This is a genomic window from Anaerococcus provencensis, from assembly GCF_000312365.2.
Classification (GTDB): domain Bacteria; phylum Bacillota; class Clostridia; order Tissierellales; family Peptoniphilaceae; genus Anaerococcus; species Anaerococcus provencensis.
The window spans coordinates 16,740-40,714 of record NZ_HG003691.1 but is presented as its reverse complement, the minus strand read 5'-3'; the positions used below and the strand labels follow the sequence as shown (position 1 = coordinate 40,714).

The following is a 23,975-nucleotide window of genomic DNA, read 5'->3' as shown; positions in this document are numbered from 1 at the left end:
AGGAGGACCTTCGCAACTTCGCTTATCTCGCAGATGAAAAATGCTTCGCATTTTCCACCCATGAGCGTGGGACTACTTATGATACGGATGTCCATTTATTATCCTGTAGGCTCTGTATATTTGTTCTGTTAGTATTACTCTCATTAGTTGGTGGGGGTAGGTCATTTTTCCGAAGGATAGTTTTTTGTTTGATCTTTGGCTTACTTCTTTTGCTAGGCCGTTGGAGCCTCCTATTATAAATACTAGGTTTCTGCCGAATCCTTCGGCCATTTCGTTTTCTATGAATTTGGCAAATTCTATGCTGTCCATTTGCTTGCCTGGGATTTCTAGGCTTACTACATAGTCTTCTTTGCTTATTTTGCCTAGTATTCGTTCTCCTTCTTTTTCCTTTACTTGTTCTAGTTCTTTTTCTGATAGGGTTTCTGCTGCCATTTCGTCTGCTACTTCGATTATTTCTAGCCTGTTGTAAGCTTGCATTCTTTTTAAGTATTCGTCTATGGCTTCTTTGTAAAATTTCTCTTTAATTTTTCCTACTGCTATGATTTTTATATCCATTTTTGCCCTTAGTTCTAGTTGTATTGATTTTGTACGTAGTGGACGTAGGAATCATAAATTTGACTGTAGCCTTCGTTTACTAAGGCATTTTTGACATATTCTTTGATTTCATCTGTTCTAAATACTTTTCTATTTCTTTCTTTCATGCTTTTTTCAACGTCTTTTATCAATATTTCAATGTCTGATGTGTTTAGTTGTTGCTTGTTTTCATCTGCAGCATTTTTTATGGACCTTATTAGCTTATCAAATGAATATTCTTCTATGTTGCCACTTCTTTTGATTACAAATGTCTTATCACTTGTTGAATTGTCTAGATAGTTTTTTATTGCATCAATTTTTAGCTTGTCCATCTCTTCTGCTAATTGATCTATGTTGTAGTTTTTGTCTTTTAGGTATTCGTTTACAATATTACTTAATTCGCTCATTTTGATCCTTCCTTTGTCTTTGTTATTACTTTGCTTTGGCGATTTTCTGCTATTTCTTCTGCTCGTTTTTTGGCCGTTTGCTTTTTATCGTAATAGCCTTCTACTTGGTCTGCTCCCTTTGATTTGACTTGCCACTTTTCCTTATCGTGGTTGTAGGAAACTTCTATGTCTGCATCTTGGAGTCTTGCTCCGCTTTTGCCTTCAGATTTCTTGTGATCTTTCAAATCTTTTTTTCGTATTTGCTCTTTTTCAGATTTGCTGGCATCACTTGCCCAGTCTTTGGCTTGGGCTATGGCTATGGGTATGGCATTGTCTTCGTCGTAGCCATCTTCTAGCATAGCATTGGCAATATCTATTGCCTTATCTCTTATGATCTTGTCCAAGTTTTTCATCGAGTTTGGATAATTTCTTCTGTCAAATACCATCATCTCACCTCTTTTGTTTGCTTTATATATTTCTACCCATTTACATATTATAATGTCTATTTGGTAGGGTTACTATTTCTGTCATATCACTTGGAAGCCCTATATCTTTCTTGAGAGCTGCAAAAGTTATAGAATTTTTGCCGTATTTTTTTCTAATCTTATACAAGCAAGTGTCAACATCTTCACTTTTTTGAAACTTCTCATGGTTTAAAAAAACGTCCATTTGACTGCCTCCGCCCTGACTTCTAAGGTTGATGGCACGAATACCCACTGCCCTGACCGGAAAGGCCCAACGGTATTTTTCTTTGAAAATTTCCATGGCTTCTCTTACTAAAATTATTGATGATTGGCTTGCCATATTTATCTTTTTTGAAAAATTGAAACTTTGAAGCTCGCTATTTCTTACAAACACTTCTACTCCCATGGCCTCAAGTTCTGCCTCTCTAAGCCTTCTTGAAACAGAAAATGAAAGTTCTTGGAGGACGTTGAAGACTTCCTCATCACTATTTAAATCTCTCCTTGTTGTAGAACTATTGCCTATGGATTTGATGGCTTCTTTGTGGTCACGGTCAACAACTGGCCTTATGTCCATACCATTGCAATACTGCCATAGGTAAACACCGTTTATGCCAAGCAAATTTTTCATAAGTTTAATCGGCGTCTGGCTAATATCACCCAGAGTAAAGATGCCAATCTTATTTAATTTTCTCTCTGTGGCAGGACCTATACCTACCAAGTCACGAACAGGAAGTGGCCAGACTTTTTCTCTAAAATTTTCCTCGCTTATTACAGTGGTGGCGTCAGGCTTTTTCATATCGCTGCCTAGTTTTGCAAAAATTTTACAAAAACTTACCCCAACACTTACACTTATGCCTATTTCTTCTTTCATTCTTTTTCTAATCTCTTCTGCTATCTCTTATCCAGATCCAAATAGGTGGACAGATCCTGTCACATCCAAATAGCATTCATCAAGACCAAAGGGCTCTACCTGGTTGGTGTACTCGTAGTAAAGGGCTCTAGCCATCTTTGAGTGTCTCAAATACTCCTCATAATGAGGTGGAACTATGGTAAGGTCTGGACACTTGCTCATAGCCTGCCAAATAGGCTCTCCTGTCTTTACTCCCATCTTTTTTGCCTTCTCACTTTTGGCAAGTATTATCCCATGGCGATTTGCTGGATTTCCTGCTACGGCCATTGGAATTCCCTTAAGATCTGGATTTAGCTTTGCTTCTATGAATGCATAGCAAGCGTTCATATCTGAATGTAAAATTACTCTATTCATTAAAAACTCCTATTGATATTCTTAGACTTTGAATGTATAATATAGACAACAAGCGACTTTCGAGACTATTGTAAGACATTTAGAGTCTTATGTCAACAGGAAATTTTTAGTCATTAAACGACCATAAGGAGAAACAATGCCATTTGCAAAAAAATTAAAAGAATTAAGAGAAAGCAAAAATATGACTCAGGAAGAATTGGCGAATTATTGCCAGGTCTCCCTCAAAACTATATCAAGATACGAATCTGGCCAAAGCAAGCCAAGATATAGGAAGACTTACGATGCCCTAGCAGAAGCCTTGGATACTACCCACGATTATTTGGTGACAGATGAGGAAGACTTCATCCTATCAGCTAGAGAACGCTATGGCAGTGTAGGTGCAAAAGATGCAGAGGAAATGGTAAGGGGAGTAATAGGCCTTATGGCAGGTGGCGAAGTCCCAGAAAAGGACAAAAAGGCAATACTAGATGCCATAAGCGAAGCCTACTATATAGCCAAGACAGAAAACAAAAAATATTCACCAAACAAGGGAAAATAAATGCCTGTATCATATGATAAAATTTATTTGGATACAAAAAACTTAATAAAAAAACACAAAAGTCGAGATCCCAAAGAAATCCTAGAAGATCGCGGAGTATTTCTCTTGCCCTTTTCTACTAGGACAAAGCTTTTGGGCATGTATAAGATTATCAAGAGAAACCGCTTTGTCTTCTACAATCCCTATGTAGGAGATCCAATCATAAATATGGTTTTGGCCCACGAGCTAGGCCACGACTTCTACCACAGGGATGAAGTCAAAGACGGCCTTGCAGAATATCAACTTTTTGATATAAAGACTGATATGGAGATAGAAGCAAATATCTTTGCAGCCCACCTACTTATAAACGAAGATTCCCTCATAGATGATATAAAACAAGGATATACCTACAATGAATTGGCAAGTCTTTATGATGTAAACGTCAATCTCATGATTTTTAAGCTCAATGAAATGCATAGGATGGGTATGCCTATTGTAAAAAATGAAGCAGACTCAAAGTTTTTTACTCAGATTGATGGAAACAATGAAAATTTTGGTAATTACTAATGATTGAAAAAACTACAGAACTTGTAAAAGAAATTATAAAAAGAGAAAAAAATATCAATATTGCTGTAGATATGACAGCTGGCAATGGTTATGATAGTAAGTTTATTTTGGAAAATCTTAATCCAAAAATCCTCTATGCCTTTGATATCCAAAAAGAAGCCAAGGAAAATACAGAAGCTTTCATAGGAAATAGAGATGATTTTAAATTTATCCTAGATAGCCATGCCAATATTGATAAATACATAAGCGAAGAGATTGATTTAGCTGTCTATAACCTAGGTTATCTGCCAAGGGGAGATAAAAATATCACCACAAAAGAAGCTTCTACCCTAGAAAGTTTAGAAAATGTCCTAAATTTACTGGCCAAAAATGGCAAGGTCCTCATTACGGTCTACCCAGGCCACAAGGAGGGTTTCTTGGAAAGTCAAAGCCTAGAAAAATATTTAGGAAATTTAGATCAAAAAGATTTTGTAGTCCTTGAACTCTCCTACAAAAACCAAAAAAATACGCCTCCATATCTATACATGGTAGGCAAAAAATAAGCATATAAAAAGGTTAGCTACATAAATTGCAGGCTAACCTTATTTTTTAGTCATTTACAACCCTATACTTACCATCAATCTCTCTAATAACAGATTTCTTAAGTCCAGTATTTATAGTTGAATTTCCCTTTGGTCTATTGATATCCTCGTCTATACTTCTTGAAGCTTCCATTTCTCTGTCGCTTTTTAGGAAGTAATCATATATTACAAAATCTTCTATATTTTCAACATAGCCATCAGAGAATGTTATGGTTGGATCATCCCATGTTGTATCTATGTTAAACCAATATCCATCTATCTTGACCATATTCCAAATATGAGCTTCTCCAGTTTTCTTAGAAAAACCAGTCGCATAGCGGACGTCAAGCCCTGCCTTGGTTCCTAGCTTGTCAAATAAAGTCGCATAGGCATTGCAAACGCCACCATTGCCAAATAAGATACTTGATGGATGGTGGATAGAATATCCCCCACTCATATCATTGCTATCTCCCCTATTGTAAAAGTTCCTTTTTACAATAAAGTCGTGGATTTTGAGTGCTTTTTGATAGTCGCTGTCACTTGGGCTGATATTTTCGCTGACCCATTGGTTGGCAAAATCTTCAACCATTCTCTCTGATTCATTGCCTTCTCTGTAGATTACAGAATAGGTTGCTGAGTCTACATAAACCTTGCCAGCCTTGGACTTGTTTGGATTGTACTTGGTGGATACATTTGCCTTGTCATACATACTATAGTAAAAATACCAGTCTTCTTTGGCAGTTTCCAAGAACCAGTCTGTTAATTGTTTATTATTTGAGTAAGAGTTGACATTTACGACAAATTTTTCATTTCTCTTGTCAAGATTTGCCTTGATTTGATTCTTTACCCTTATATTTGTATTGTCCTTTGGTCCGTACTTGCTCTTAAATTCGTATACTTCTTTTAAGATTTCTTCGGATTCGGCAAGTAGCCTTTGTATCTTGACCCTAGTTTGTCCGGAAACAGTACGAGGGAAATTTTTGAGCAGGTATTTTGCTGCCGCAACTTGATATTCTAATGGTGAAGGATCAAGATTCTCTGCTAGTTCTTCATTTGATATAGCATAGGCAGGATTTATATTAATTGAACACCAGCCAAAAGCCATGGCCAGGGATAGGGATAAAGTTAAAAGCTTTCTTTTCATATACTTCCTCACTAAATTGTTAATTTTACATCATTATATTAAGTATACAATTTTTGTAAGATTTATAAAGGCTTATCAATAAAAAATCCCCTTAAAAGGGGACTTTTCATGCTAAATTAATTATTTTTTAAGCTCGCTTAGAACTATTTCAGATTCTTTGATAAGTTCTTTGGATTCTTTAATCATTGTTTTTAACTTTTCAGCAACATTTTTTACTGTTTTAGGATAATTTTTTAGTAGGTTTTCTGCAACTTGGATTTGCATTTTATTTTTTTCAATTGAGTTTTCGAGGTCAATGATACGAGCCTTTCTGTTACTTTCTTTTACAAAAGTATCAGCTGCATCTTTAAGATTTACGCTAGCTTCCTTTATCTCAGCATCTGTTGCGTCATCATTATTATAAACATTTAATGCCTTTGCATAAGCCTTACTTAGATTATCATATTCTTTTTGATTGTATTCGCCTACATCAGACTTATAAATAAGGTCTTTAGCTGGGTACATTTGAAGTTTTAGGCTAACTCTTAGTTTTCCTCTTTCTTCTAATGGATTTGTAGTGTCTTCTATTTGATTTCTAGCTTCAAATACTTCTTGAGCTGCAGCTTTAAATTGTTCTTCTGTTGTAGACTCATTTTCTAATAATTCTTTTGCATAACCAATGCTTACTCTGTAGACAGTTTTTTCTCCATCATTAGCATTTTTGTAGGCATCACTTTCTCTAAAAGTACTATCTTCTCTAACAAATCTGCTTATGGTATTTCTATAAGAAAGCTCTCCTTGTGATGCATAGCTAACATTGTCTAAAGAATTGCTAGTAACACCTCCTAGAAAAGAAAATGTTACAACTAATGCTATAGGCAATACTTTTTTTATATTTTTCATATTTATCTCCTTTTATTATAAAGTTTTTAATAAAGCTTGCGCTTCTTTTACAATGGCATTTGACTCTTCTATCATCTTTAAAAGTTGTGGTCTAACCCTTTGTATTGTCTTAGGATAATTTTTTATAAGCGAGTTTACTACTTGCACTTGTAATTGGTTATCGCTTATTGCTTTTTCCAAATCTTTTTTAACTTTGATTTTTTGGGCTATACCTTCTGCTTCTTTATAGATAGCATCTACTGCATCGTTAATCCTCTTTGTCGCTAGCCTTAGATCCTCATATGTGGCATCTTGGCGTGATAGTTGAAGTTCCCCATCAGAAATGGCAGCCTCATATTCACTCTTTAGCCCCTGGCTAGCATAAGAAAAGTAAACTTCAGAATTTACAATCTTTACAGAAGCATCTACTGCCTTTTGTAGTTCTGCTCTTTGGTTTTCTATGGTATTTACAGTTTCTTCTGCAGCATAGGATACGCTGTTAGCATTAAAGCTTGTGGCAGCTGGCACTAAAATAAGCGCCAAAGCCAGACTTAGTATTTTGTTTTTTAATTTCACATTAAACTCCTATCTTAAGTTAATCTTAGGATATTAACCTTGAACATTTTCAACTTCATCAAGGAATTGTTGAGTTTCTTTTACCAAAGCATCAGATTCTTTTAGTAATTGTTCTAATTTAGGTTTTACACTTTGGATTGTCTTTGGTTTTGTTTCTAGTAGATAGCGTAGAGCTTGTGCTTGAATCTTGTGTTGCTCTAGAGATTTCTTAAGTTCAACTATGAGAGCCTTAAGCTCTTTATCCTTTTCGCTATCAACTTTAACTAATGAATCCTTGGCAGCTTTTAGAGCGTCAAGGCTTGTTTGATATTGTTCTTTTGTAGAATTTGTAGAATTTGCTGTAGTTTGTGCTGCAACTAGGGCTTTTTTAAATACTAGGTAAGATTTCTCTGTATATGAAGCCTTGTCAACTTTGTAAGCTTCTTTGATTTCTGCTTCTAGTGCTTCTTTTGCATTGTTGATTCTTTCTGATTCTGCCTTTTCTATTTTATTATAAATATTATTAAGCGCATGGAAAGCTTGGTCGCATTCTTCTTGGGTAACACGTACACTATTTTCCAATATATTTTCAGCATTGGCATAGGCTTCATCAAAAGCATCTCTTTGGCTTTGGCTGGCATTTTTGTAAGCAAAGCTTGCTGTAAAATTACTAGTGTCATTGACTAGACTATTTAACTTTGAAGTATCTGCTGCTACTCCGCTTAGGTCCTTATATTTAGCTTCTGCATATGTCAAGTCTGATCTAATTTTTCTTATAGCTGTTTGATATTCATTTTCCAAAACAAAAGAATTAACATTTCCTGGACTATAGGAATCTAAAGTTTCCTTTAGGATAGTAAGACTTTTATCAAATAAGTACTTCTTGTCAGGATCTTTTTCATTAATATATTTTGGATCATATTTTGCTTTTAATAAGTTCCCATATTTTTCTTTAGTTGCAATGTAAACTGATTCGTATTCTTTCTTAATAGTTTCAAGTTCATTTTCGCTAACACTTGTATCAGCTGCAAATGAAGTTTTCACGCTTGGTGTAACTACTGATAAAGCAAGAGCTAGGGCAAGTGTAGGTTTTAATAATTTATTTTTCATATTCTTCTCCTTTTTAATTAAGAGCTTCTTATAATTTGCTAGCATTATACCTTTTGCTAGCCTAAATGAAAAGATTTTAGTATCTTATCAAATGAGTATACGCTTGTGGTATACGTGGTGGATTTACTTGTAATTTCTCCCCAGTCAAGGAGTAAATCAAATCAGCCGCTTGTAATTTTAGTTCGTGAGATTCTATCAAAAGATTGACCAATTTTTCTTCTTTGCCCTTGATAGTTTTTGGATATTTTTCTAGTATTTCTTCAATAGATTTTACACTTATGTCATTTCTATTAAAAGATTCTTTAAGTTCTGTTATATAAGCAGCTTCTTTTTGAGTTTCTTTTTTGTCTTTAGTTTTGTCTTCACTTGGCAAAACTTCATTTCCTTTACTGTCAGATTTTTCAAGACCAGTAAGCTCACTAATTTGATCCATTTGCTCATGAAGTTGATTTAATAACTTAAGAGCCTCTGTCTCTGAGGCAAAAGAAGTAGATGGGCTTAACATTGCTAGAGATATGGCACAAGCTCCCACTAGTTTTACTGTATTTTTAAAGTTTTTCATAAATTTCCCGCTCCTTAAAATTATATAGATTTCTATTAAAATATTACCCATTATAGTAGCTTTGAAACTTAGAAAACAAAAAAGACCCCAACATTGAGGTCTATCTTTATCTAGGCTATATCTATATCTTCTTTATTGACTGTTTCTATTTGAGCCTTAGTTTTTCCAGCTATTGGACCGTTTTTGGTCACTAGAACTTTTGAATTTACAATCTTATCCATGGCAGTTTTCACTTCTTCATTTGCGTATTCTTCCTTTGGATAATCTATTGTAAGGGATTTGGCGTTTGCTAGGTCGTCTTTGAAATATAATTTTAACTTTCTACTTGTCATCTATATCCTCCTTATAGTCTTTCTTCCTTGATGAGATAAGCTTCATGTTCATTGCCATTATTTAGGCTAGCAAAGGCTTGGGCAAATTCTCTTAGCTGTTCACTTGTAGCTTCTTCATTAATCTTTGAAAATGTCTTTGATACTTTTCTATCAGTATTATCAGCATCTGTTACTTTAAATCTGATTTGTAATTTCATTTCTTCCTCCTAATTTTTTTGTAAGTTGCCTTACACTTATATATAGAATATGAGAAAGAAAATTCCCGATTTATATAAGGAGTTTATTATTTGTAATAAAAAATCTGACCCTCAAATACGCTCGCTAATCAAAGCATTAAAGGATCAGATTTAATTATTTAGAATATAAGCAAATCTTTATGCGATTGTTCTTTTTGAAGCCACTTGGGTTACTGCTTTGACTCTAGGATCACTTAGTTTTTGGTCTCTTGGTAAAAATAAAAACTGTCCAATACTTAGATAGCCATTATAAGCTTTTGCTAATGTTCTTTGTTCTAATACCTATTTTTGTGTATTAGCCCAGCTTAATGTTTCTTTTATAGTTGCTTCTATATCTTCTTCTCTTACCCTAAGTTCATCAAAAGCTACGTCTGTTGGTAGTCTAAATTCCATAGAGTTTGCCCTTAGCATATTCACTTGGCGAATGCCGTGTTCTACGCCCTTTTTATCTGTAAGTTCTTGATCTTCTTTGTAGGCTTCTTCCAATTCTTCAAAGCTCATAATTTGAAGCTTTGTTTTTTCTTCTTGGCCTAGTTCTTCTACAATCTTTTTGTAAAAATCTTCATATGAAATATATCCAGTTGCAAGTGGGTATGTTCTCCTGTGTTGTCCGTTTTCTAGGGCAGATATGGCAGCTTGGCCTACTTGGTTAGCTGTAACTGTAGCAGCTCCACCACTGGTTACAGGCATAAAGTCTTGGCCACGGAGCATATCAACAAACATTGACCATAGAGGAATCTTGCCTTCCATATTTCCAAATATATATGGCAGTCTTAGAACGGATACATTCATTGATCCTTCTCCCCCATACATGGCAAGTTTTTCTTGTAGAAGTCTTGTTTCTACATAAGGTTCTTTGTGGTAGTTATGCTCGCGAAGTTCTGCATTATTTTCGCCAAACTCAGCTGTGTAGGAACCAAATACAACAAAGTTTTTGACTCCAGCTTCTTTAGCAAGACGGGCAAGTCTTTGAGTTGGCAAGACGTTTTTTTCGTAGAAAAACTTACGAGCTGGTTTTTCAGGTACTATCCTCTCGTCAACGCCACCTGCATAAACAAATCCATCGCAGTCTTTTAACATGGCGATAATCTCTTGATCAGAAAGATTGAAGAAGTTTGTAACGATAAATTCAACCTTATCTTCTTCTTTAAATTTCAAATTCTCTGGCAGTTCCACTATATCAACTGTCTTTACGCTATATCCCCTATTTACTGCTTCTTTTAAAGTATGATAGCCCAGAAATCCTGCTCCACCAAGAATGAAAATTTTATTTAATTCTTCCATAAATCCTCCTAGTTATTATTCATATAATCATAGATTATATTATAATAAGCTTCCACAGCTTCTTGTTGAGTGCCCTTTTTTAGTTCTTCTACTGATTCTTTGCCTTTTAAAATCTCAACTAGTCTCATCGCAAGATATACCGTGGTGGCTGCACCTCTACTAGTTGTGATATTGCCATCAGTAACTACGATTTGGTCATCAATATAGGCTCCGACATTATCAATATCTTCTTTCATAGTCGGAAAAGATGTTGCTTTCTTATCTGCCAAAACTCCAGCACGGTTTAAAACTATAGGACCCGCACAAATTGCAGCTATTACTTTGTTCTTTTGATCGAATTCTTTGATAATATCAATTACACGATCGTCATCACGCAAGCTTTCGGCGCCCTTTGTACCACCTGGTATATATAAACCTAGGTAATCATCTGGATTGATATCAGAAATGTGCTTATCAGCGCTTATTTTTATGTTTGACTTTGTTCTAACCGTTAGATCATCCATAACAGAAACAGTATCGACATTGACACCAGCCCTGCGTAAGTAGTCGACAACCGTTAATCCTTCTACATCTTCAAAGCCATCAGCAAGAAAAACAATAAATTTATCCATAGTTATCCTTTCCATTATTTTACATTCTTTTAAGATATATACCCCTTTTGAAATGAAGCTATATATCCTAGCAATAAACTTTAAAGTTTATTAATCGATTGTATTGATTCACATTAAAAGAGCCCCTGCAATCATGCAAGGACCCTCTTACTAACGATAATACTTATTTTCTATCTTTTTAAGGATGATTTAGAATCTTTATTATATATTCCTTTTGTTTTTTCTGTACCTTCTATCCTTCTTTCTGCAAGTCTATTTGCAGCAATGTTTGTTGGAATATCTTCATTTTTGGCAATTTCAAATACTTTTAGGATTTGTTCTCCAATTTTATCAATTTTCTTGTTGGCTCTTTGTCTATTGAAACCACCGTATAGTTCATCGTGGCAATTGATTACTCCACCCGCGTTTACTATGAAGTCTGGAGCATATAGGATACCCGCATCTTTTAACATTTGACCATGGCGTTCTTCTTTAAGTTGGTTGTTGGCAGAACCACATATTATATCAAATTTCATCTTATCAATTGTTTGATCATTTACTGTGGCGCCTAGGGCACATGGACAATATATATCTCCTTGCCAATCCCACATTTTATCAGGGTCAACTATAGTAAATCCTTCTTTTTTTGCATTTTCAATCAATTCTTGGTTGATGTCGCATACGGACACATCAGCGCCTTCTTCTTTCAAAAAATTAGCAATTTCACTACCTACATGGCCAAAACCTTGGATTAAGATTTTCTTATCTTTTAACGAGTCATCGCCGTATTTTTCTTTAGCTGATGCCTTAATAGACATATAAACTCCGCGAGCTGTGGATGGAGATGGGTTGCCACTAGTACCTGGCTTCATGCTTGTTCCAAGTACATAGTTTGTTTCCTGGTATACATAGTCCATATCTTCTTCGCTTGATCCTACGTCTTCAGCTGTGATATATCTGCCTTCAAGAGAATCTATATATCGACCAAGAGATCTGAGCATAGCTTCTGATTTTGGATGTTCTTTATCCACCATTACAACTGTTTTGGCACCACCTGCCCAAATACCACAAGCGGCATTTTTGTAGGTCATGCCACGAGCTAGTCTCATGGCATCTTCAATAGCATCTTCTTCTGAGTCATATTCCCAAATTCTCATTCCACCTATAGCTGGACCTAGAACTGTATTGTGTATGCAGGTAACTGCACGCAAGCCTGTTTGTACGTCATTCATGAATATTAGTTGTTCATAATCATGCTCTTGCATTTTATTAAATATATTTGCCATAGTATACCTTCTTTTTTATTTAATTGTCGCTATTTTCTATTCTTTAGAAAGCTGAATGCGATTGATCAGCCCACCATTGTTCTTGGTGTAGTTTTGTGTGTTCGTCAAATTGATCAAAGTGCATTTTTTCCCATTTAATCAACTCAGTATACAATTTCTTTGATTTTTCTTCTTCTACTTTTTCGCTAGCTTTCTTGTAAAAGTCTAGTTCGTTATATTCTATATACAAAGCATTCTTAAGGGCAGATATGATTAGTTCGCCTTCAAAGTCATCAGCCTTTGAGTCTTCAAATATAGCTGTTGTTTGGTAAGCATCATAATTTTGTTCTAGCTTATCACTGCCTTCTTCCAAAGAAGCTAGTAAATCTTTGATATAGCTTACGTGTTCTTCTTCTTGGATAGCTATTGATTCAAATATTGCCTTATAATCTCCATCTAGTTTTTCGTTAAGTGACCTATAATAATCAATGGCATTTTGTTCAAATTCCAATGCGTATCTTGCAGTTGTAATTGGATCATCGAATATAGACTCATCATATTTGAATTTTGCTTCAAATTCTTTATTTGCAGCAAGGGCAAATGATTTAGGTGTTTTTCTATATTGATCTTTTTGATCTTCATTGCCAGTTTCATTATTTTTTATTAAATTCATTCCTTCATCTAGGGCCTTTTGGTTTGCTGGAATCAAGTGTTTTTTCTTATCTCCAAAAACTTTTGTGAAAGCTTCGATGATTGAATCTAGTTTGAGTAAGTTGGTAACTTCAAGAAAAGAACCAAGCATTACCATATTTGCCATTTTTATATTGCCAAGTTCTTGGGCTTTTCCACTTACAGGAACTTCGTAGATATTGATTTTGTCGTTTTCATAACCTTTTGTATCAATTAGTGAAGTGTTGATAAATAGATTGCCACCTTCTGATACCTTATCTTTAAATTTGTCAAAAGAAGGTTGGTTCATAACTATCATATCAGTTGCAATATCAACGTTTGGAGCTCCAACTGGATCATCTGATATTACTACAGAACAGTTTGCTGATCCACCTCTCATTTCTGGTCCATAGGATGGATACCAAGAAACTTCCTTGCCTTCTACCATACCTGCATAGGTTATCATTTGACCCATTGCAAGTACACCTTGACCACCAAATCCTGCACATAAAATACGTCTTTGCATACTATTACTCCTTTATTCTTCCTAATGGATAGTAAGGGATCATGTTGTCATCAACCCATTTCATGGCTTCTACTGGTGTCATACCCCAGTTGGTAGAACATGTTGAAAGTACTTCAACTATTCCAAATCCCTTGCCTTCTATTTGATATTCAAAGCATTTTTTTATGGCTGCCTTTGCTTTTCTAATTCCTGCTGGAGAGTTTACTGCAACTCTTTCAACAAATTTTGCTCCGTCGATTGTAGCAAGCATTTCTGAAACTTTTATAGGTTTACCTGACCAAGCTTCATCACGGCCTTTTGGAGATGTTGTTGTAACTTGGCCTACTAGTGTTGTAGGTGCCATTTGTCCACCAGTCATACCGTATATAGCGTTGTTGATAAATATTACTGAGATATTTTCGCCTCTGTGAGCTGCATGGACTATTTCGTTGGTACCGATTGATGCTAGGTCTCCATCACCTTGGTATGTAAATACAAATTTATCTGGTTCTACTCTTTTGATGCCTGTAGCAAGGGCTGGTGCTCTACCGTGATCTGCTAGAGTCATATCGAAATTCCAATATGCTGTAGATGGAGCTGCACAACCTACTGGAGCAACACCAACAGTTTTACCATCAACACCAAGTTCTACAAGGCATTCAGCTACTAGTTTGTGAACTATACCGTGGGTACATCCTGGGCAAAAGTGAAGGGGTGTATCTGTTAATGCAGTTGATTTTTCATAAACCACTTTTTCTTTTACTTCAGTCATTATTTGCCTCCCAATATTTCCATTGCTTTGTCTACTATTTCATTTGCAGTAGGAATCATGCCACCAAGTCTATTATAGAAGTGAATATTTGCTTTTCCTTCTGCCGCTATTTTTACATCTTCTATCATTTGACCATTGTTTAATTCTACAACAAGTATGTCTTCACATGGTAAGTTTTTGTAAGAATCAAATGGGAATGGCCATACTGATATTGGTCTAACAAGTCCAACCTTGTAACCATTTTCTCTTAGGATGTGGATGGCAGTTTTTACAATCCTAGCTGTTGATCCATAAGCTGTCAAAACAAGATCGCAGTCTTTGATACCATCTGTTTCTACTACAACTTCTTTTTCCATAACTTCTAGGTATTTTTCGTATCTTTTTCTATTTATCTTCTCAAGTTCTGGAGTTGATAGTTCTAGAGATGTCAAGACATTTCTATGTCCTCTTTGGCCACTATTACCATCTGTAACCCAAGGTTTATTGGCTTTGTTTAAAGCTTCTTCATTAGGCTCTGGGAATTCTACTGGTTCCATCATTTGGCCAAGCATACCATCTGCCATTATGAAAGCTGGCATTCTCCACTCATCAGCTTTGTCAAAGGCCTTGATAGTGTAGTCAACAAGTTCTTGGACATTGCTTGGAGCATAGGCTAATACTCTATAGTCACCATTTCCACCGCCTCTAGTTGTTTGGAAGTAGTCTGTTTGAGAAGGTTGGATTGAACCAAGTCCTGGGCCACCACGCATCATATTTACTATAACCATTGGCAAATCAGATCCTGCTGCAGAAGATATACCTTCTTGCATTAATGATATACCAGGGCCTGAAGATGATGTCATTGTCCTATGTCCTGCAGCAGCTGCTCCATAAAGCATATATATAGAAGCAACTTCACTTTCAGCTTGAAGGAAAACTCCTCCTACTTCTGGCAATTTTCTAGCAAAATATTCTGGAACTTCTGATTGTGGTGTGATTGGGTAACCAAAATAACTTCTACAACCAGCTCTAATTGCAGCTTCTGCTAATGCTTCATTGCCTTTCATTAAAACTTTTGTCATAGTTTCCTCCTATACTAATTTATAAACTGAAATAACTGAGTCAGGGCAAGTTATAGCACAGTTTCCACAAGCTATACAATCATCAGCTCTTACAGCGCTTGATGGTGAATAACCCTTTGCATTGATAGTATTTAGGTCAAGCTCTAATACATTTTTAGGGCATACACTAACACAAAGACCGCAGCCCTTACATTGGTCTTTTTCTATTACTACCTTTCCTAATCTTTTTTTGTTTCTGTCATATTTCCTCCTTAGCTCATCCAATCTGATCTGAAGTACAAATCGATAGGAAATAATTTATCTTTAACTTCATTAGAAACATTCGGATCAGATCTCATAGCCTCCGCTAGATCTCTTTTACATACATTGTATCTAAATTCTATGCCAACTCTTTCAGAAATTTCTTTAACAATGGAATATCCCTTAAGAACATCTTCCATTGATGTATCTTTTAACATATGAGTATTATTTATCAGTGTATTTGCCTTTATACCACCCATCCCTTCTATTTGGTTCATATAAGCTATAATAGCATCTGGATTGCTAGTTTCTGGTCTATTGGTATTAATTACAAAAATATTGTCAGTATCTACTAAATATGGACTATAGGTGCGCAGAATCAAGGCTCCTTTTGGATCTCCTCCTACATCCAAGATTGCCTGGTAATCCTTGTTTTGGATAGGCTTTAGGATACTTGCATCCAAGGCTGGCACGTCCAAAACATCTTGGTGGCCCCTGGATGATGAATAAACCTCTATACCTTGAGTAGCCAAAAAGTCCGTTTTTTCGCGCGACCTAAAATACATATTAATAATATCTAAATCGCAGATAGCAACATTTTCGTATTGCTCTTTCAAATAAAGAGCGTAGTTAATGGAAAATTCAGTCTTGCCACTACCAAAATGGCCAAAAACGATATGAATTCTATTTTCCACTTATAACTCCTTTTTAGATATTGGAATCAACTATTTTTTCTTTAAGTATAAGTAATTATAGTGAAAACGTTATTTATATGCTCAAAAAAATAAGTCAAAAACTTTTATATGATATACAAATAATCACAATAATTAAGTTTAACAATGCAAGCTTACAAGCATTAAGATATTTACCGGCAGATTTTATATGTACTCTCTTTAATGATTTTAATCACCAAGATTAGATTTATTAAGTATTTATAAGCCCTAGATATCCTACTAGTAATCTATAGCATGCTAAGCAAAATATTCTTAAAGATATTCATAGAAAAATAGTTCAAATTCCTTTTAGCAGTTCTCCACTTTCTAATATTTGTGTAGAGATTGATAAAATATATAGGTAAACATACAAACGTTTTTATATATCTTATCAATAATATAATAACACTTTAAAAACTAATTTACAATAATTAGTGAATAAAAGATAAAAAAAATACAAAGTTGACTACGCTTATGAAAGTTCAGCAAAGGTCATAAGACCAATGCTTTTAGAACTTTAAATGGATAAGGTGAAAAATAAATTATTAATAATAAGATGAATTATTCCAATAAAACCGCATAAAATATAAATCTAGCAATCAGTAAGGTAAATAATTGAACCAAGGTCTACTAGGGGCAAATCTGCATACATGAGTTTTATATTAGATTTCTTAGCCTCATTTTTTATAATCTCATAATTAGGAGAATTTTCTATATTTCCATTAAAAATCAAAGTATCTCCTATTAGGCCGCAAGTCCCGCCAATAAAACCATTTGGAAAGCCGTCTAGGGGAATGTGCTCTTCTTTTAGTAAAATTACATTAATATGATTTTTTAATGACTTATAAACCCCATAATCGGAAGTAAGAATCTTTTCCCCCATAGGAATGATAGAACACCTACTATAGCCTTGCTTGGTGTAAAAATGGGTATAAGAATTACTTTTCATATAAGCTTTTATATGGGATTCTGTTATATCATTATGGATATAACAGTTGGCATATTGGTAAATATTATAGATAGAGTCATTAGGATAAGAGTAAGAAACTTCATCGCCATCTATGATGTTTTTAAATTTGATATGTTTTTTATAATAAGAGCTCACGTTTTTATCAATGACAAGATTATTATCATCCAAGACAAAGATAGATAAGTCCGGATGGTCAGCTATGCGAGGATCAAGGCTTGGGTTGTCAATAGTTTCAATAAAAGAAAAATTATTATCGCAAAGAAACTTTTTAAATTCTTCTGATGACTTGTGAGAAATGATAAGCATAAAAACTCCTAACAAAAAAAGCTCTCAAAATGAGAGCAAATTGGAGGCGCCACCCAGATTTGAACTGGGGGTAAAGGTGTTGCAGACCTCTGCCTTACCACTTGGCTATGGCGCCAAAATGAGCCCGTCTGGCTAAAGAAGGACCCTCCATAGAATGGTCGTGCATGGCACGAAAAAAGCCCTTTTGGGCTTTTCTTATATGGAGCGGATGACGAGATTCGAACTCGCGACCCTCGCCTTGGCAAGGCGATGCTCTACCACTGAGCCACATCCGCATGAATTAGGTTACTAATATAGTATACCATAATGTGTTTTGTTTTTCAAATGTTTTTTTGTCTCGGCAATACTTTCTATTATTTTCAATTATAACCGAAAAATGTACATAATGTTCGGCAGCTTGACAAATCAAAGATTTGAAACGCTGCGAACTCTGACCTACCATCCATTTCGCTACGCGAAACGGGGTTATCCGCACGGGCTTTTCTCGGGCTTCGCCCTGCGACCACTCCGTGGATGGTCCTCTCAGGACGCCGGACAGGCGTGCTTTTGGTGCCCAGAGGCGGAATCGAACCACCGACACGAGGATTTTCAGTCCTCTGCTCTACCGACTGAGCTATCTGGGCTTATTTACAATTACTTTACCTATTTTAAACTTAATTTTAATATTTGTCAAATATTTATTACTTTTCAGTGCTTATTGTCTTTTATTACATTTTGCTATAGACTATAATATAGTTACATAAATTATTTTAGAAGGGAAATGCTATGTTTGAATTTCATAACGTCGAGTTTGAAGACATTTTAAATATTGACAATCTTACTATTAATAGCAATGAAATCACTTGTATTATCGGTCCTAGTGGGTCTGGCAAGTCTACTTTATTAAGACTTATTAATAAGCTCATTTCTCCTACCAAGGGATATATTTCTCTTGATGGTGAGGATATTGCAAGTATTGATTCTACTATATATCGCAGGCGTGTGCCTATGCTTTCTCAAAATCCTGTGACTTTTCCTGGGACTGTTAGAGATAATCTATTGATGGGAAGGAAGTTTCAAGAAAAGGACCTGCTTTCAGATGAGATTTTAAATAAAGCTTTAGAGTCTGTAAAGCTTGATAAATCACTAGGAGAAGATATTGATAATCTTTCTGGTGGCGAGGCCCAAAGGCTTGCTATAGCCAGGCTTATGCTTTGCGATTCTGATATTTATCTCCTCGATGAGCCTTCATCTGCCCTTGATGATCTGACAGAAGATTTCGTCATCAAAACCATGGTAGATATGGCTAGAGAAAAGAACAAAACTATTATCTACATAACTCATTCCAATGCGATGGCAGATAAGTATTCTGACAGAGTAATTAAGATTGTAGATGGGAGGATAAGTAATGAATGAATCAGTTATGAATATTTCAAATAGCAAGCTTATGCTAACCTATCTTTTTGCTCTTATTGCTATGTTAATCACATCATTTAATGGCATCAATCACAACAAGGACATAGTCGTTGGCACTCTCAGGATGACCGTTCAACTTTTCATAGCTGGTTTCATCCTTGTTTACATATTCGACAGCGCATCTTTTATCCTTTCAGCGCTCATGATTGCCGTTATGGAGTTTTTTGCAATTTTTAATATTGTTACCAATAAGAAAGGTAAATTAAATAGCGGACTTAAAAAGACTCTAATTCTTGCCCAAGTTATTGGAACTGTTTTTACCCTAGCATTTTTCCTTATAATAGTTGTAAGGCCAGATCCAATCTACAATCCCCAATACCTCATTCCTCTAGGAGGCATGATTATTGGAAATTCTATGACTGGTATAAACCTTGCACTAAACCAAATGCTAAATTCAATTGAAAACAATAGATCTACTATAGAAGGGTCTTTGATGCTTGGTACAAGCTCTAGAATGGCCATGGATAAGATTATCCAAAACGCCTTTGACACAGCCATCACGCCAACCTTAAATTCCATCAAAAATATGGGTATCATCTCCCTACCTGGTATGATGACAGGTCAAATCCTTGGAGGGGTTTCCCCACTTATAGCTATCAGATATCAAATAGCGATTATGACAGCAATAATGAGTTCAGTTGCCATTTGTGTCTTCATATTTTTGCACTTGGGTTACAAGAATTTCTTCAATGACCAAAAACAATTAGTAAAAGCTCAATAAAAAAGCACCTGACCAGGTGCCTTTTTTATGTAAGTCATAGGGTAGCGAAATGTCTTGTCCTTACATTATCTATATATCCGAAATAATCTCTTATTAGTAAAATTATAGTAAAAGTTTTTTAAAATATATGTAAAAACCACTCTCCCCGTATTTGGGAAAGTGGTTTTTTCTTTAGTCTAATTCTAAGGCTCCAGTGTAAAGTTGGTAGTAGGTTCCGTGTTTTTCCATAAGTTCTTGGTGGTTACCACGTTCTATTATCCTACCATCATCCATTACCATTATGACATCAGCATTTTGGATTGTTGAAAGTCTATGGGCTATAACTATAGAAGTCGACCCCTCCATAAGCTTATCCATTGCCTTTGTAACTTTGATTTCTGTTGATGTATCTATTGAGCTTGTCGCCTCGTCTAGTATTAACATAGGTGGATTGGCAACAGCTGCTCTTGATATTGATATAAGTTGGTTTTGTCCATCTGAAAGTGATGACCCATCTCCATGGATTTCTGTTTGATATCCGTCTGGAAGTCTTGTTATAAAAGAATTTGCGCCAGCTAGTTTTGCTGCATCTTTTACTTCTTCCTCACTTGCAGAAAGTTTGCCATACTTGATATTTTCTTCTACTGGTTCAGTAAATAAGTTTACATCTTGAAGTACCATACCAAAGGCTTTTCTTAGGTGGTCTTTTTTGATATCTCTTGTATCTATACCATCAATTTTGATAGATCCACTGTCAATTTCATAAAATCTTGTGATTACATTGGTAACAGTAGTCTTACCCGCCCCTGTCGCTCCAACAAGGGCAATCTTTTCACCTGGATTTGCATAAAATGTCACATCTTTTAGGATCTTATCTGAATCATCATAAGAAAAGTCAACGTGTTCAAAGTCTATGCGACCTTCTAGCTCCTTATATACTTCCTTGCCATTTTCATCTGTCCATTTCCAGGAATAGCATCTTTCCCCAAGCTTACAAGGCATTGGATTTCCATTTTCATCAACTCTTACATTGGCAAGTTCTATATAACCACTATCTTTTTCAATTGGCATATCTATAATTTCAAAGATACGGCTAGCTCCTGCCATAGCAGAAAATACTGCATTTGCTTGTTGGGAAATATTTGCAATTGGATTTTGTAGACTCCTAGCATTGGTCAAAAATGTGGCTAGAACACCCACCGTGAGATTACCATTTATAGTCATAATGACTCCAAAAATCGCTAGTATTGCATACATTATATTAATTGAGTTTACCAAAAATGGCATCATACGTCCTGCATTTACCATGGCTTCAGCCATAGTTGATCGCAAATTTTCGCTTTTTTCCTCAAATTTTTCTATAGTGTCGCTCTCTTTGTTAAAAACTTTTATTACTTTCTGCCCCGAAAGCATCTCTTCGTCAAAACCGTGCAAGATTGACACATTTTTCTGTGCATCTTTAAAGAGTTTACCGGTCTTTTTCACTATATTTTTTAGGATTAAAATCATAACAATTAGGCCAATAAGCATCACTAAAGTAAGTTCCCGCGATAGACCTATCATAACTATTAGAGTTCCTACAAGCATCAACAATGACCTTACTAGGGTTGGTAATGTTGATGATAGGGATTGAGAAAGGGTGTCAGTATCATTGGTAAATCTAGACATTATTTGTCCGTGCTGGTTATTATCAAAAAAGTTTATAGGCATTTGTTGGATTTTTGTAAATAGGTCATTTCTTATGTTTCTAATTGATCTTTCACCTATTCTAATCATTAGCCTAGTATAAACAAATGTAGTGATTATAGAAGTTAGGTAAATCAATCCCATCTTTATTACTCCAGACTTTAGCCCTGATATATCTGATTTTAGGATGTAATTATCTATGATTGGTTGAAGCATGGATATGCCCCACACTTGGGTTAAAGAAGATATTACTACACATATAAGCACAAGTATTAGTTGCCACTTTTGTTTAAAAAGATAGGAGAAAAGTTCTCTTATAGCATGTGAATCTACGTTACGACTATGCTTGTTATCAGATATTTGAATTTCTTCAGTTTTTACACCATCTTTCTTATCTGTCATCTTCCCCTCCTTTGTTTTGTATGTCGTAGGTTGTCCTATACATTTCATTTCTTTGGTAAAGTTCTTCGCCTGTACCAATGTCAGCAATTTCTCCATCGTCTAAGATGACAATCCTATCAGCATTTTCAAATGATGATAGCCTTTGAGATATGATTATTTGAGTCATATCCTTATCTAATTTGTTAAATCCATCTAAAAGTTTTGCTTCAGTTTTGGTATCTACTGCTGATGTTGAGTTATCTAGGATTAAGATTTTTGGTTTCTTTAGTAAAGACCTTGCTATAGTAAGTCTTTGTTTTTGGCCGCCAGATACCCCAGAACCACCTTGACCAAGTTCTGAATCGTATCCATCATTTCTTTCACTTACAAATTCGTCTGCTTGAGCGAGTTTTGCCATTGCTATTACTTCATCATCAGATGCATCCTCACCACCCCATCTGAGATTGTCTATAATCTTACCAGAAAATAAAGTGTTTTTCTGTAATACTATAGATACTCCATCTCTAAGAGTTGTAAGGTCATAATCTTTTATATCGTGTCCGCCGACTTTTAAACTTCCTTCTGTTATATCATAAAGTCTTGGAATAAGTTGTACAAGGGTGGATTTTGATGAGCCAGTTGGTCCAAGTATACCAATTACTTCTCCGGACTTGATATGAAGGTCTATATTCTTTAGTTGATAATTATCGCTATCCAAATCGTATTTGAAGCTTACATTATCAAAATCAATCGATCCATCTTCTAAGTCTAGACCATCTATCTTATCGTCATTATCCATAGAAATTTCTCGTGTCAAAACTTCTTTAACCCTAGTAACTGATGGAGAAGAAGCCATAAGCATAGTTAGTACCATTGATAGGCCTATAAGGCTTCCAAGAAGCATCATAGCATACATATTAAAACTAACAAGATCTCCAACGCCCATATTGCCTTTTATAATTTCATTACCACCAAACCATGCTATTGCAATAAATGTAGCATACAATATAGCATTTGCTGTTGGAAATACATAACTTATTGTTCCTTGGGATCCATCTGATAGCCTAAACATTTCCTCATTAGCCATAGAAAATTTATCTATCTCATATTTCTTTCTTACAAAGGCTTTAACAACCCTCATATTATTAAGATTTTCTTCAATAATAAGATTCAATTTATCATATTGTTTACGAGTTTGTCTAAATTTTGGAATAGCCGATGACGTTATTGTCAATAAAATCAATAATAAGATTGGCATAAGTATCAAAAATATTATTGAAAGCTTCCTACTGGTATTAAAAGCTAGGAAAAAAGCAACTACAGCCATTACAAGAGTTTTTATAATAAATCTTGTTGTCATAAATGTCGATTGGGCCAATGCCTGCATATCACTGGTTAACCTTGTCAGTAGTGACGGTACTCCAAAATACTCAAAGTCTTCAAAAGAATAATCTTGAATCTTCCTAAATTGTTCCTTCCTAACATTATCTGTAAGTCCTGTTGATGTAATACCAGCATTTTTTGAAGCCTGAGTTCCAGTAAACATTGATAAAAGTGAAATCACAATTATAAGTCCACCGTATTTTAAAGCCTGGCTTGTATCTTTTTGATAAATTACTTCATTTAAGATAATGCCCATAACAGCAGGAATCAAAAGTTCAAATATTGTTTCTAGCACAGTCATAAGCATAGATATACTTCTATTTTTCTTATACTGATTTAAGTATTGCTTTAAGTATGAAAAAGCGTGGTTAAATTCTTTTAAGCTATTCATTATCCTCCCCCTTCATAATATTTTCTAAAACGTCAATTATTTGATCGAAATCATCTTTAATAGAATTTATTTTCTCTTCACCTAGTTGATCATAGATTTCTTTGTTGGATGCCTTAAGTGAATCAGTTATTTTCTTTACTTCATTTGCACCTTTTTCTGTAAGGACTAGGGTTTTGACTCTCTTATCTTTCTTAGATGCTTGCATGTAAATAAAGTCATTTTCTTTTAAATTCAGTATTATAGAGTTTATTGTTTGCTTTGGCATTTGAAGTTTCTTTACCAAATCTTTTTGGGTAAGATTTTCTATCTTGTCTATATGAAATAGGATGATCGACTCCAAATTATTTAAGCCAAAACTCTCGACTCTCTGTTTATTTAGTCCATTTAGTTTTCTTAACATTGAAAATATAATAAAAATTTCATATGATTTATCGTCCAATTTCAGACCTCCTTTTAGACATGAATATAATATA

Annotated in this window: 29 protein-coding genes and 3 tRNA genes; 5 read left to right on the top strand and 27 right to left on the bottom strand. The window is 35.0% G+C overall.

Features of this window, described 5'->3' with window-relative positions:
• Positions 1-72: 72 nt before the first annotated feature.
• Genes rlmH through BN38_RS11480 form a run of 5 tightly spaced genes read right to left on the bottom strand, consistent with a single transcriptional unit; the run spans position 73 to position 2,687 of the window.
• Entirely contained in the window at positions 73-555 is a 483-nt protein-coding gene (gene rlmH, locus BN38_RS10355) for a 23S rRNA (pseudouridine(1915)-N(3))-methyltransferase RlmH (protein WP_044567648.1), read from the bottom strand.
• A gap of 14 nt (positions 556-569) precedes the next feature.
• On the bottom strand, positions 570-980 hold the full coding sequence (locus BN38_RS10350; RefSeq protein ID WP_044567647.1) for an ATP cone domain-containing protein: 411 nt from the start codon (positions 978-980) through the stop codon (positions 570-572).
• On the bottom strand, positions 977-1,408 hold the full coding sequence (locus BN38_RS10345) for a DUF2188 domain-containing protein (RefSeq protein ID WP_049944501.1): 432 nt from the start codon (positions 1,406-1,408) through the stop codon (positions 977-979). Before BN38_RS10345 ends, BN38_RS10350 begins: the two co-directional genes overlap by 4 nt.
• 37 nt (positions 1,409-1,445) lie before the next feature.
• Positions 1,446-2,294 carry a DNA polymerase Y family protein gene (locus tag BN38_RS10340; protein WP_230197787.1) on the bottom strand — a complete coding sequence of 283 codons (849 nt, stop codon included), beginning with the start codon at positions 2,292-2,294 and terminating at the stop codon, positions 1,446-1,448.
• A gap of 27 nt (positions 2,295-2,321) precedes the next feature.
• Positions 2,322-2,687, bottom strand: a complete 366-nt coding sequence (locus BN38_RS11480) for a DNA polymerase Y family protein (RefSeq protein WP_230197786.1) — start codon at positions 2,685-2,687, stop codon at positions 2,322-2,324.
• A 136-nt stretch (positions 2,688-2,823) separates the two neighbouring features.
• Between BN38_RS11480 and BN38_RS10335 the strand changes: the two genes are divergently transcribed.
• Genes BN38_RS10335 through BN38_RS10325 form a run of 3 tightly spaced genes read left to right on the top strand, consistent with a single transcriptional unit; the run spans position 2,824 to position 4,313 of the window.
• Complete coding sequence (locus BN38_RS10335; RefSeq protein ID WP_044567645.1) at positions 2,824-3,225, top strand: helix-turn-helix domain-containing protein; 402 nt, start codon at positions 2,824-2,826, stop codon at positions 3,223-3,225.
• The gene (locus tag BN38_RS10330) at positions 3,226-3,771 is read left to right on the top strand and encodes an ImmA/IrrE family metallo-endopeptidase (protein ID WP_044567643.1); all 546 of its coding nucleotides are present in this window, start codon (positions 3,226-3,228) and stop codon (positions 3,769-3,771) included. It abuts the gene before it with no gap.
• Positions 3,771-4,313 (top strand): tRNA (mnm(5)s(2)U34)-methyltransferase, encoded by a 543-nt coding sequence (locus BN38_RS10325; protein ID WP_044567642.1) that lies wholly within the window; start codon positions 3,771-3,773, stop codon positions 4,311-4,313. The genes BN38_RS10330 and BN38_RS10325 overlap by 1 nt, the downstream gene beginning before the upstream one ends.
• A 46-nt stretch (positions 4,314-4,359) precedes the next feature.
• On the opposite strand, the gene BN38_RS10320 is transcribed toward BN38_RS10325, so the two are convergent.
• From BN38_RS10320 to BN38_RS10230, 19 genes are all read right to left on the bottom strand, one after another.
• Positions 4,360-5,475, bottom strand: coding sequence for a transglutaminase domain-containing protein (locus BN38_RS10320; RefSeq protein WP_044567641.1), 1,116 nt, complete (start codon positions 5,473-5,475; stop codon positions 4,360-4,362).
• A gap of 120 nt (positions 5,476-5,595) precedes the next feature.
• Positions 5,596-6,357 carry an FIVAR domain-containing protein gene (locus tag BN38_RS10315; protein ID WP_044567639.1) on the bottom strand — a complete coding sequence of 254 codons (762 nt, stop codon included), beginning with the start codon at positions 6,355-6,357 and terminating at the stop codon, positions 5,596-5,598.
• A gap of 15 nt (positions 6,358-6,372) precedes the next feature.
• Positions 6,373-6,912, bottom strand: a complete 540-nt coding sequence (locus BN38_RS10310; RefSeq protein ID WP_044567637.1) for a hypothetical protein — start codon at positions 6,910-6,912, stop codon at positions 6,373-6,375.
• A 33-nt stretch (positions 6,913-6,945) separates the two neighbouring features.
• Positions 6,946-8,001, bottom strand: coding sequence for an FIVAR domain-containing protein (locus BN38_RS10305; RefSeq protein WP_044567635.1), 1,056 nt, complete (start codon positions 7,999-8,001; stop codon positions 6,946-6,948).
• Between the two features lie 76 nt (positions 8,002-8,077).
• Positions 8,078-8,563 (bottom strand): hypothetical protein, encoded by a 486-nt coding sequence (locus BN38_RS10300; RefSeq protein ID WP_044567633.1) that lies wholly within the window; start codon positions 8,561-8,563, stop codon positions 8,078-8,080.
• A gap of 110 nt (positions 8,564-8,673) precedes the next feature.
• The gene (locus BN38_RS10295) at positions 8,674-8,895 is read right to left on the bottom strand and encodes a DUF2922 domain-containing protein (RefSeq protein WP_044567631.1); all 222 of its coding nucleotides are present in this window, start codon (positions 8,893-8,895) and stop codon (positions 8,674-8,676) included.
• A gap of 11 nt (positions 8,896-8,906) precedes the next feature.
• On the bottom strand, positions 8,907-9,092 hold the full coding sequence (locus BN38_RS10290) for a DUF1659 domain-containing protein (RefSeq protein WP_044567629.1): 186 nt from the start codon (positions 9,090-9,092) through the stop codon (positions 8,907-8,909).
• Between the two features lie 321 nt (positions 9,093-9,413).
• The gene (locus tag BN38_RS10285; protein ID WP_044567627.1) at positions 9,414-10,415 is read right to left on the bottom strand and encodes an NAD-dependent epimerase/dehydratase family protein; all 1,002 of its coding nucleotides are present in this window, start codon (positions 10,413-10,415) and stop codon (positions 9,414-9,416) included.
• A gap of 8 nt (positions 10,416-10,423) precedes the next feature.
• The gene (locus BN38_RS10280; RefSeq protein ID WP_044567790.1) at positions 10,424-11,026 is read right to left on the bottom strand and encodes a DJ-1 family glyoxalase III; all 603 of its coding nucleotides are present in this window, start codon (positions 11,024-11,026) and stop codon (positions 10,424-10,426) included.
• 170 nt (positions 11,027-11,196) lie between these two features.
• The gene (locus BN38_RS10275; RefSeq protein WP_044567625.1) at positions 11,197-12,291 is read right to left on the bottom strand and encodes a Leu/Phe/Val dehydrogenase; all 1,095 of its coding nucleotides are present in this window, start codon (positions 12,289-12,291) and stop codon (positions 11,197-11,199) included.
• Positions 12,292-12,334: 43 nt separating this feature from the next.
• The gene (locus BN38_RS11195; protein WP_044567624.1) at positions 12,335-13,465 is read right to left on the bottom strand and encodes a 2-oxoacid:acceptor oxidoreductase family protein; all 1,131 of its coding nucleotides are present in this window, start codon (positions 13,463-13,465) and stop codon (positions 12,335-12,337) included.
• A gap of 4 nt (positions 13,466-13,469) precedes the next feature.
• A complete protein-coding gene (locus tag BN38_RS10265) occupies positions 13,470-14,216 on the bottom strand; it encodes a thiamine pyrophosphate-dependent enzyme (protein WP_044567622.1) in 747 nt (248 codons plus the stop codon).
• Positions 14,216-15,277: a 3-methyl-2-oxobutanoate dehydrogenase subunit VorB gene (vorB, locus tag BN38_RS10260; RefSeq protein WP_044567620.1), complete on the bottom strand. Its 1,062-nt coding sequence runs from the start codon at positions 15,275-15,277 to the stop codon at positions 14,216-14,218. Before vorB ends, BN38_RS10265 begins: the two co-directional genes overlap by 1 nt.
• Before the next feature lie 9 nt (positions 15,278-15,286).
• A complete protein-coding gene (locus BN38_RS10255) occupies positions 15,287-15,541 on the bottom strand; it encodes a 4Fe-4S dicluster domain-containing protein (RefSeq protein WP_044567618.1) in 255 nt (84 codons plus the stop codon).
• The gene (locus tag BN38_RS10250) at positions 15,529-16,212 is read right to left on the bottom strand and encodes an ATP-binding protein (protein WP_044567616.1); all 684 of its coding nucleotides are present in this window, start codon (positions 16,210-16,212) and stop codon (positions 15,529-15,531) included. Before BN38_RS10250 ends, BN38_RS10255 begins: the two co-directional genes overlap by 13 nt.
• 610 nt (positions 16,213-16,822) lie before the next feature.
• Positions 16,823-17,506, bottom strand: a complete 684-nt coding sequence (locus BN38_RS10245) for a DUF6873 family GME fold protein (RefSeq protein ID WP_044567615.1) — start codon at positions 17,504-17,506, stop codon at positions 16,823-16,825.
• A gap of 41 nt (positions 17,507-17,547) precedes the next feature.
• Positions 17,548-17,621 (bottom strand) — tRNA-Cys (locus BN38_RS10240).
• A gap of 85 nt (positions 17,622-17,706) precedes the next feature.
• Positions 17,707-17,781 (bottom strand) — tRNA-Gly (locus tag BN38_RS10235).
• Between the two features lie 272 nt (positions 17,782-18,053).
• Positions 18,054-18,129: transfer RNA gene (locus BN38_RS10230), tRNA-Phe, on the bottom strand.
• A 142-nt stretch (positions 18,130-18,271) separates the two neighbouring features.
• Between BN38_RS10230 and BN38_RS10225 the strand changes: the two genes are divergently transcribed.
• Positions 18,272-18,901 (top strand): ABC transporter ATP-binding protein, encoded by a 630-nt coding sequence (locus BN38_RS10225; RefSeq protein WP_044567613.1) that lies wholly within the window; start codon positions 18,272-18,274, stop codon positions 18,899-18,901.
• Entirely contained in the window at positions 18,894-19,682 is a 789-nt protein-coding gene (locus BN38_RS10220) for an ABC transporter permease (protein ID WP_044567611.1), read from the top strand. The genes BN38_RS10225 and BN38_RS10220 overlap by 8 nt, the downstream gene beginning before the upstream one ends.
• A gap of 171 nt (positions 19,683-19,853) precedes the next feature.
• On the opposite strand, the gene BN38_RS10215 is transcribed toward BN38_RS10220, so the two are convergent.
• The 3 genes from BN38_RS10215 to BN38_RS10205 are packed head-to-tail and all read right to left on the bottom strand — an operon-like array spanning position 19,854 to position 23,941.
• Positions 19,854-21,749: an ABC transporter ATP-binding protein gene (locus tag BN38_RS10215; protein WP_230197785.1), complete on the bottom strand. Its 1,896-nt coding sequence runs from the start codon at positions 21,747-21,749 to the stop codon at positions 19,854-19,856.
• Positions 21,739-23,502, bottom strand: coding sequence for an ABC transporter ATP-binding protein (locus BN38_RS10210; protein WP_044567609.1), 1,764 nt, complete (start codon positions 23,500-23,502; stop codon positions 21,739-21,741). The genes BN38_RS10215 and BN38_RS10210 overlap by 11 nt, the downstream gene beginning before the upstream one ends.
• Positions 23,495-23,941 (bottom strand): MarR family winged helix-turn-helix transcriptional regulator, encoded by a 447-nt coding sequence (locus BN38_RS10205; protein WP_044567606.1) that lies wholly within the window; start codon positions 23,939-23,941, stop codon positions 23,495-23,497. Before BN38_RS10205 ends, BN38_RS10210 begins: the two co-directional genes overlap by 8 nt.
• Positions 23,942-23,975 lie beyond the last annotated feature (34 nt).

Bases quoted from the DNA above. Each gene is read 5' to 3' on its own strand.
- BN38_RS10210 (WP_044567609.1), bottom strand. From the start codon at position 23,502: ATGAATAGCTTAAAAGAATTTAACCACGCTTTTTCATACTTAAAGCAA.
- BN38_RS10340 (WP_230197787.1), bottom strand. From the start codon at position 2,294: ATGAAAGAAGAAATAGGCATAAGTGTAAGTGTTGGGGTAAGTTTTTGT.
- BN38_RS10280 (WP_044567790.1), bottom strand. From the start codon at position 11,026: ATGGATAAATTTATTGTTTTTCTTGCTGATGGCTTTGAAGATGTAGAA.
- BN38_RS10315 (WP_044567639.1), bottom strand. From the start codon at position 6,357: ATGAAAAATATAAAAAAAGTATTGCCTATAGCATTAGTTGTAACATTT.
- BN38_RS10325 (WP_044567642.1), top strand. From the start codon at position 3,771: ATGATTGAAAAAACTACAGAACTTGTAAAAGAAATTATAAAAAGAGAA.
- BN38_RS10320 (WP_044567641.1), bottom strand. From the start codon at position 5,475: ATGAAAAGAAAGCTTTTAACTTTATCCCTATCCCTGGCCATGGCTTTT.
- rlmH (WP_044567648.1), bottom strand. From the start codon at position 555: ATGGATATAAAAATCATAGCAGTAGGAAAAATTAAAGAGAAATTTTAC.
- vorB (WP_044567620.1), bottom strand. From the start codon at position 15,277: ATGACAAAAGTTTTAATGAAAGGCAATGAAGCATTAGCAGAAGCTGCA.
- BN38_RS10290 (WP_044567629.1), bottom strand. From the start codon at position 9,092: ATGAAATTACAAATCAGATTTAAAGTAACAGATGCTGATAATACTGAT.
- BN38_RS10220 (WP_044567611.1), top strand. From the start codon at position 18,894: ATGAATGAATCAGTTATGAATATTTCAAATAGCAAGCTTATGCTAACC.
- BN38_RS10285 (WP_044567627.1), bottom strand. From the start codon at position 10,415: ATGGAAGAATTAAATAAAATTTTCATTCTTGGTGGAGCAGGATTTCTG.
- BN38_RS10295 (WP_044567631.1), bottom strand. From the start codon at position 8,895: ATGACAAGTAGAAAGTTAAAATTATATTTCAAAGACGACCTAGCAAAC.
- BN38_RS10215 (WP_230197785.1), bottom strand. From the start codon at position 21,749: ATGACAGATAAGAAAGATGGTGTAAAAACTGAAGAAATTCAAATATCT.
- BN38_RS10330 (WP_044567643.1), top strand. From the start codon at position 3,226: ATGCCTGTATCATATGATAAAATTTATTTGGATACAAAAAACTTAATA.
- BN38_RS11195 (WP_044567624.1), bottom strand. From the start codon at position 13,465: ATGCAAAGACGTATTTTATGTGCAGGATTTGGTGGTCAAGGTGTACTT.
- BN38_RS10350 (WP_044567647.1), bottom strand. From the start codon at position 980: ATGAGCGAATTAAGTAATATTGTAAACGAATACCTAAAAGACAAAAAC.
- BN38_RS10245 (WP_044567615.1), bottom strand. From the start codon at position 17,506: ATGCTTATCATTTCTCACAAGTCATCAGAAGAATTTAAAAAGTTTCTT.
- BN38_RS10265 (WP_044567622.1), bottom strand. From the start codon at position 14,216: ATGACTGAAGTAAAAGAAAAAGTGGTTTATGAAAAATCAACTGCATTA.
- BN38_RS10225 (WP_044567613.1), top strand. From the start codon at position 18,272: ATGTTTGAATTTCATAACGTCGAGTTTGAAGACATTTTAAATATTGAC.
- BN38_RS10345 (WP_049944501.1), bottom strand. From the start codon at position 1,408: ATGATGGTATTTGACAGAAGAAATTATCCAAACTCGATGAAAAACTTG.
- BN38_RS10335 (WP_044567645.1), top strand. From the start codon at position 2,824: ATGCCATTTGCAAAAAAATTAAAAGAATTAAGAGAAAGCAAAAATATG.
- BN38_RS10300 (WP_044567633.1), bottom strand. From the start codon at position 8,563: ATGAAAAACTTTAAAAATACAGTAAAACTAGTGGGAGCTTGTGCCATA.
- BN38_RS10275 (WP_044567625.1), bottom strand. From the start codon at position 12,291: ATGGCAAATATATTTAATAAAATGCAAGAGCATGATTATGAACAACTA.
- BN38_RS11480 (WP_230197786.1), bottom strand. From the start codon at position 2,687: ATGAATAGAGTAATTTTACATTCAGATATGAACGCTTGCTATGCATTC.
- BN38_RS10305 (WP_044567635.1), bottom strand. From the start codon at position 8,001: ATGAAAAATAAATTATTAAAACCTACACTTGCCCTAGCTCTTGCTTTA.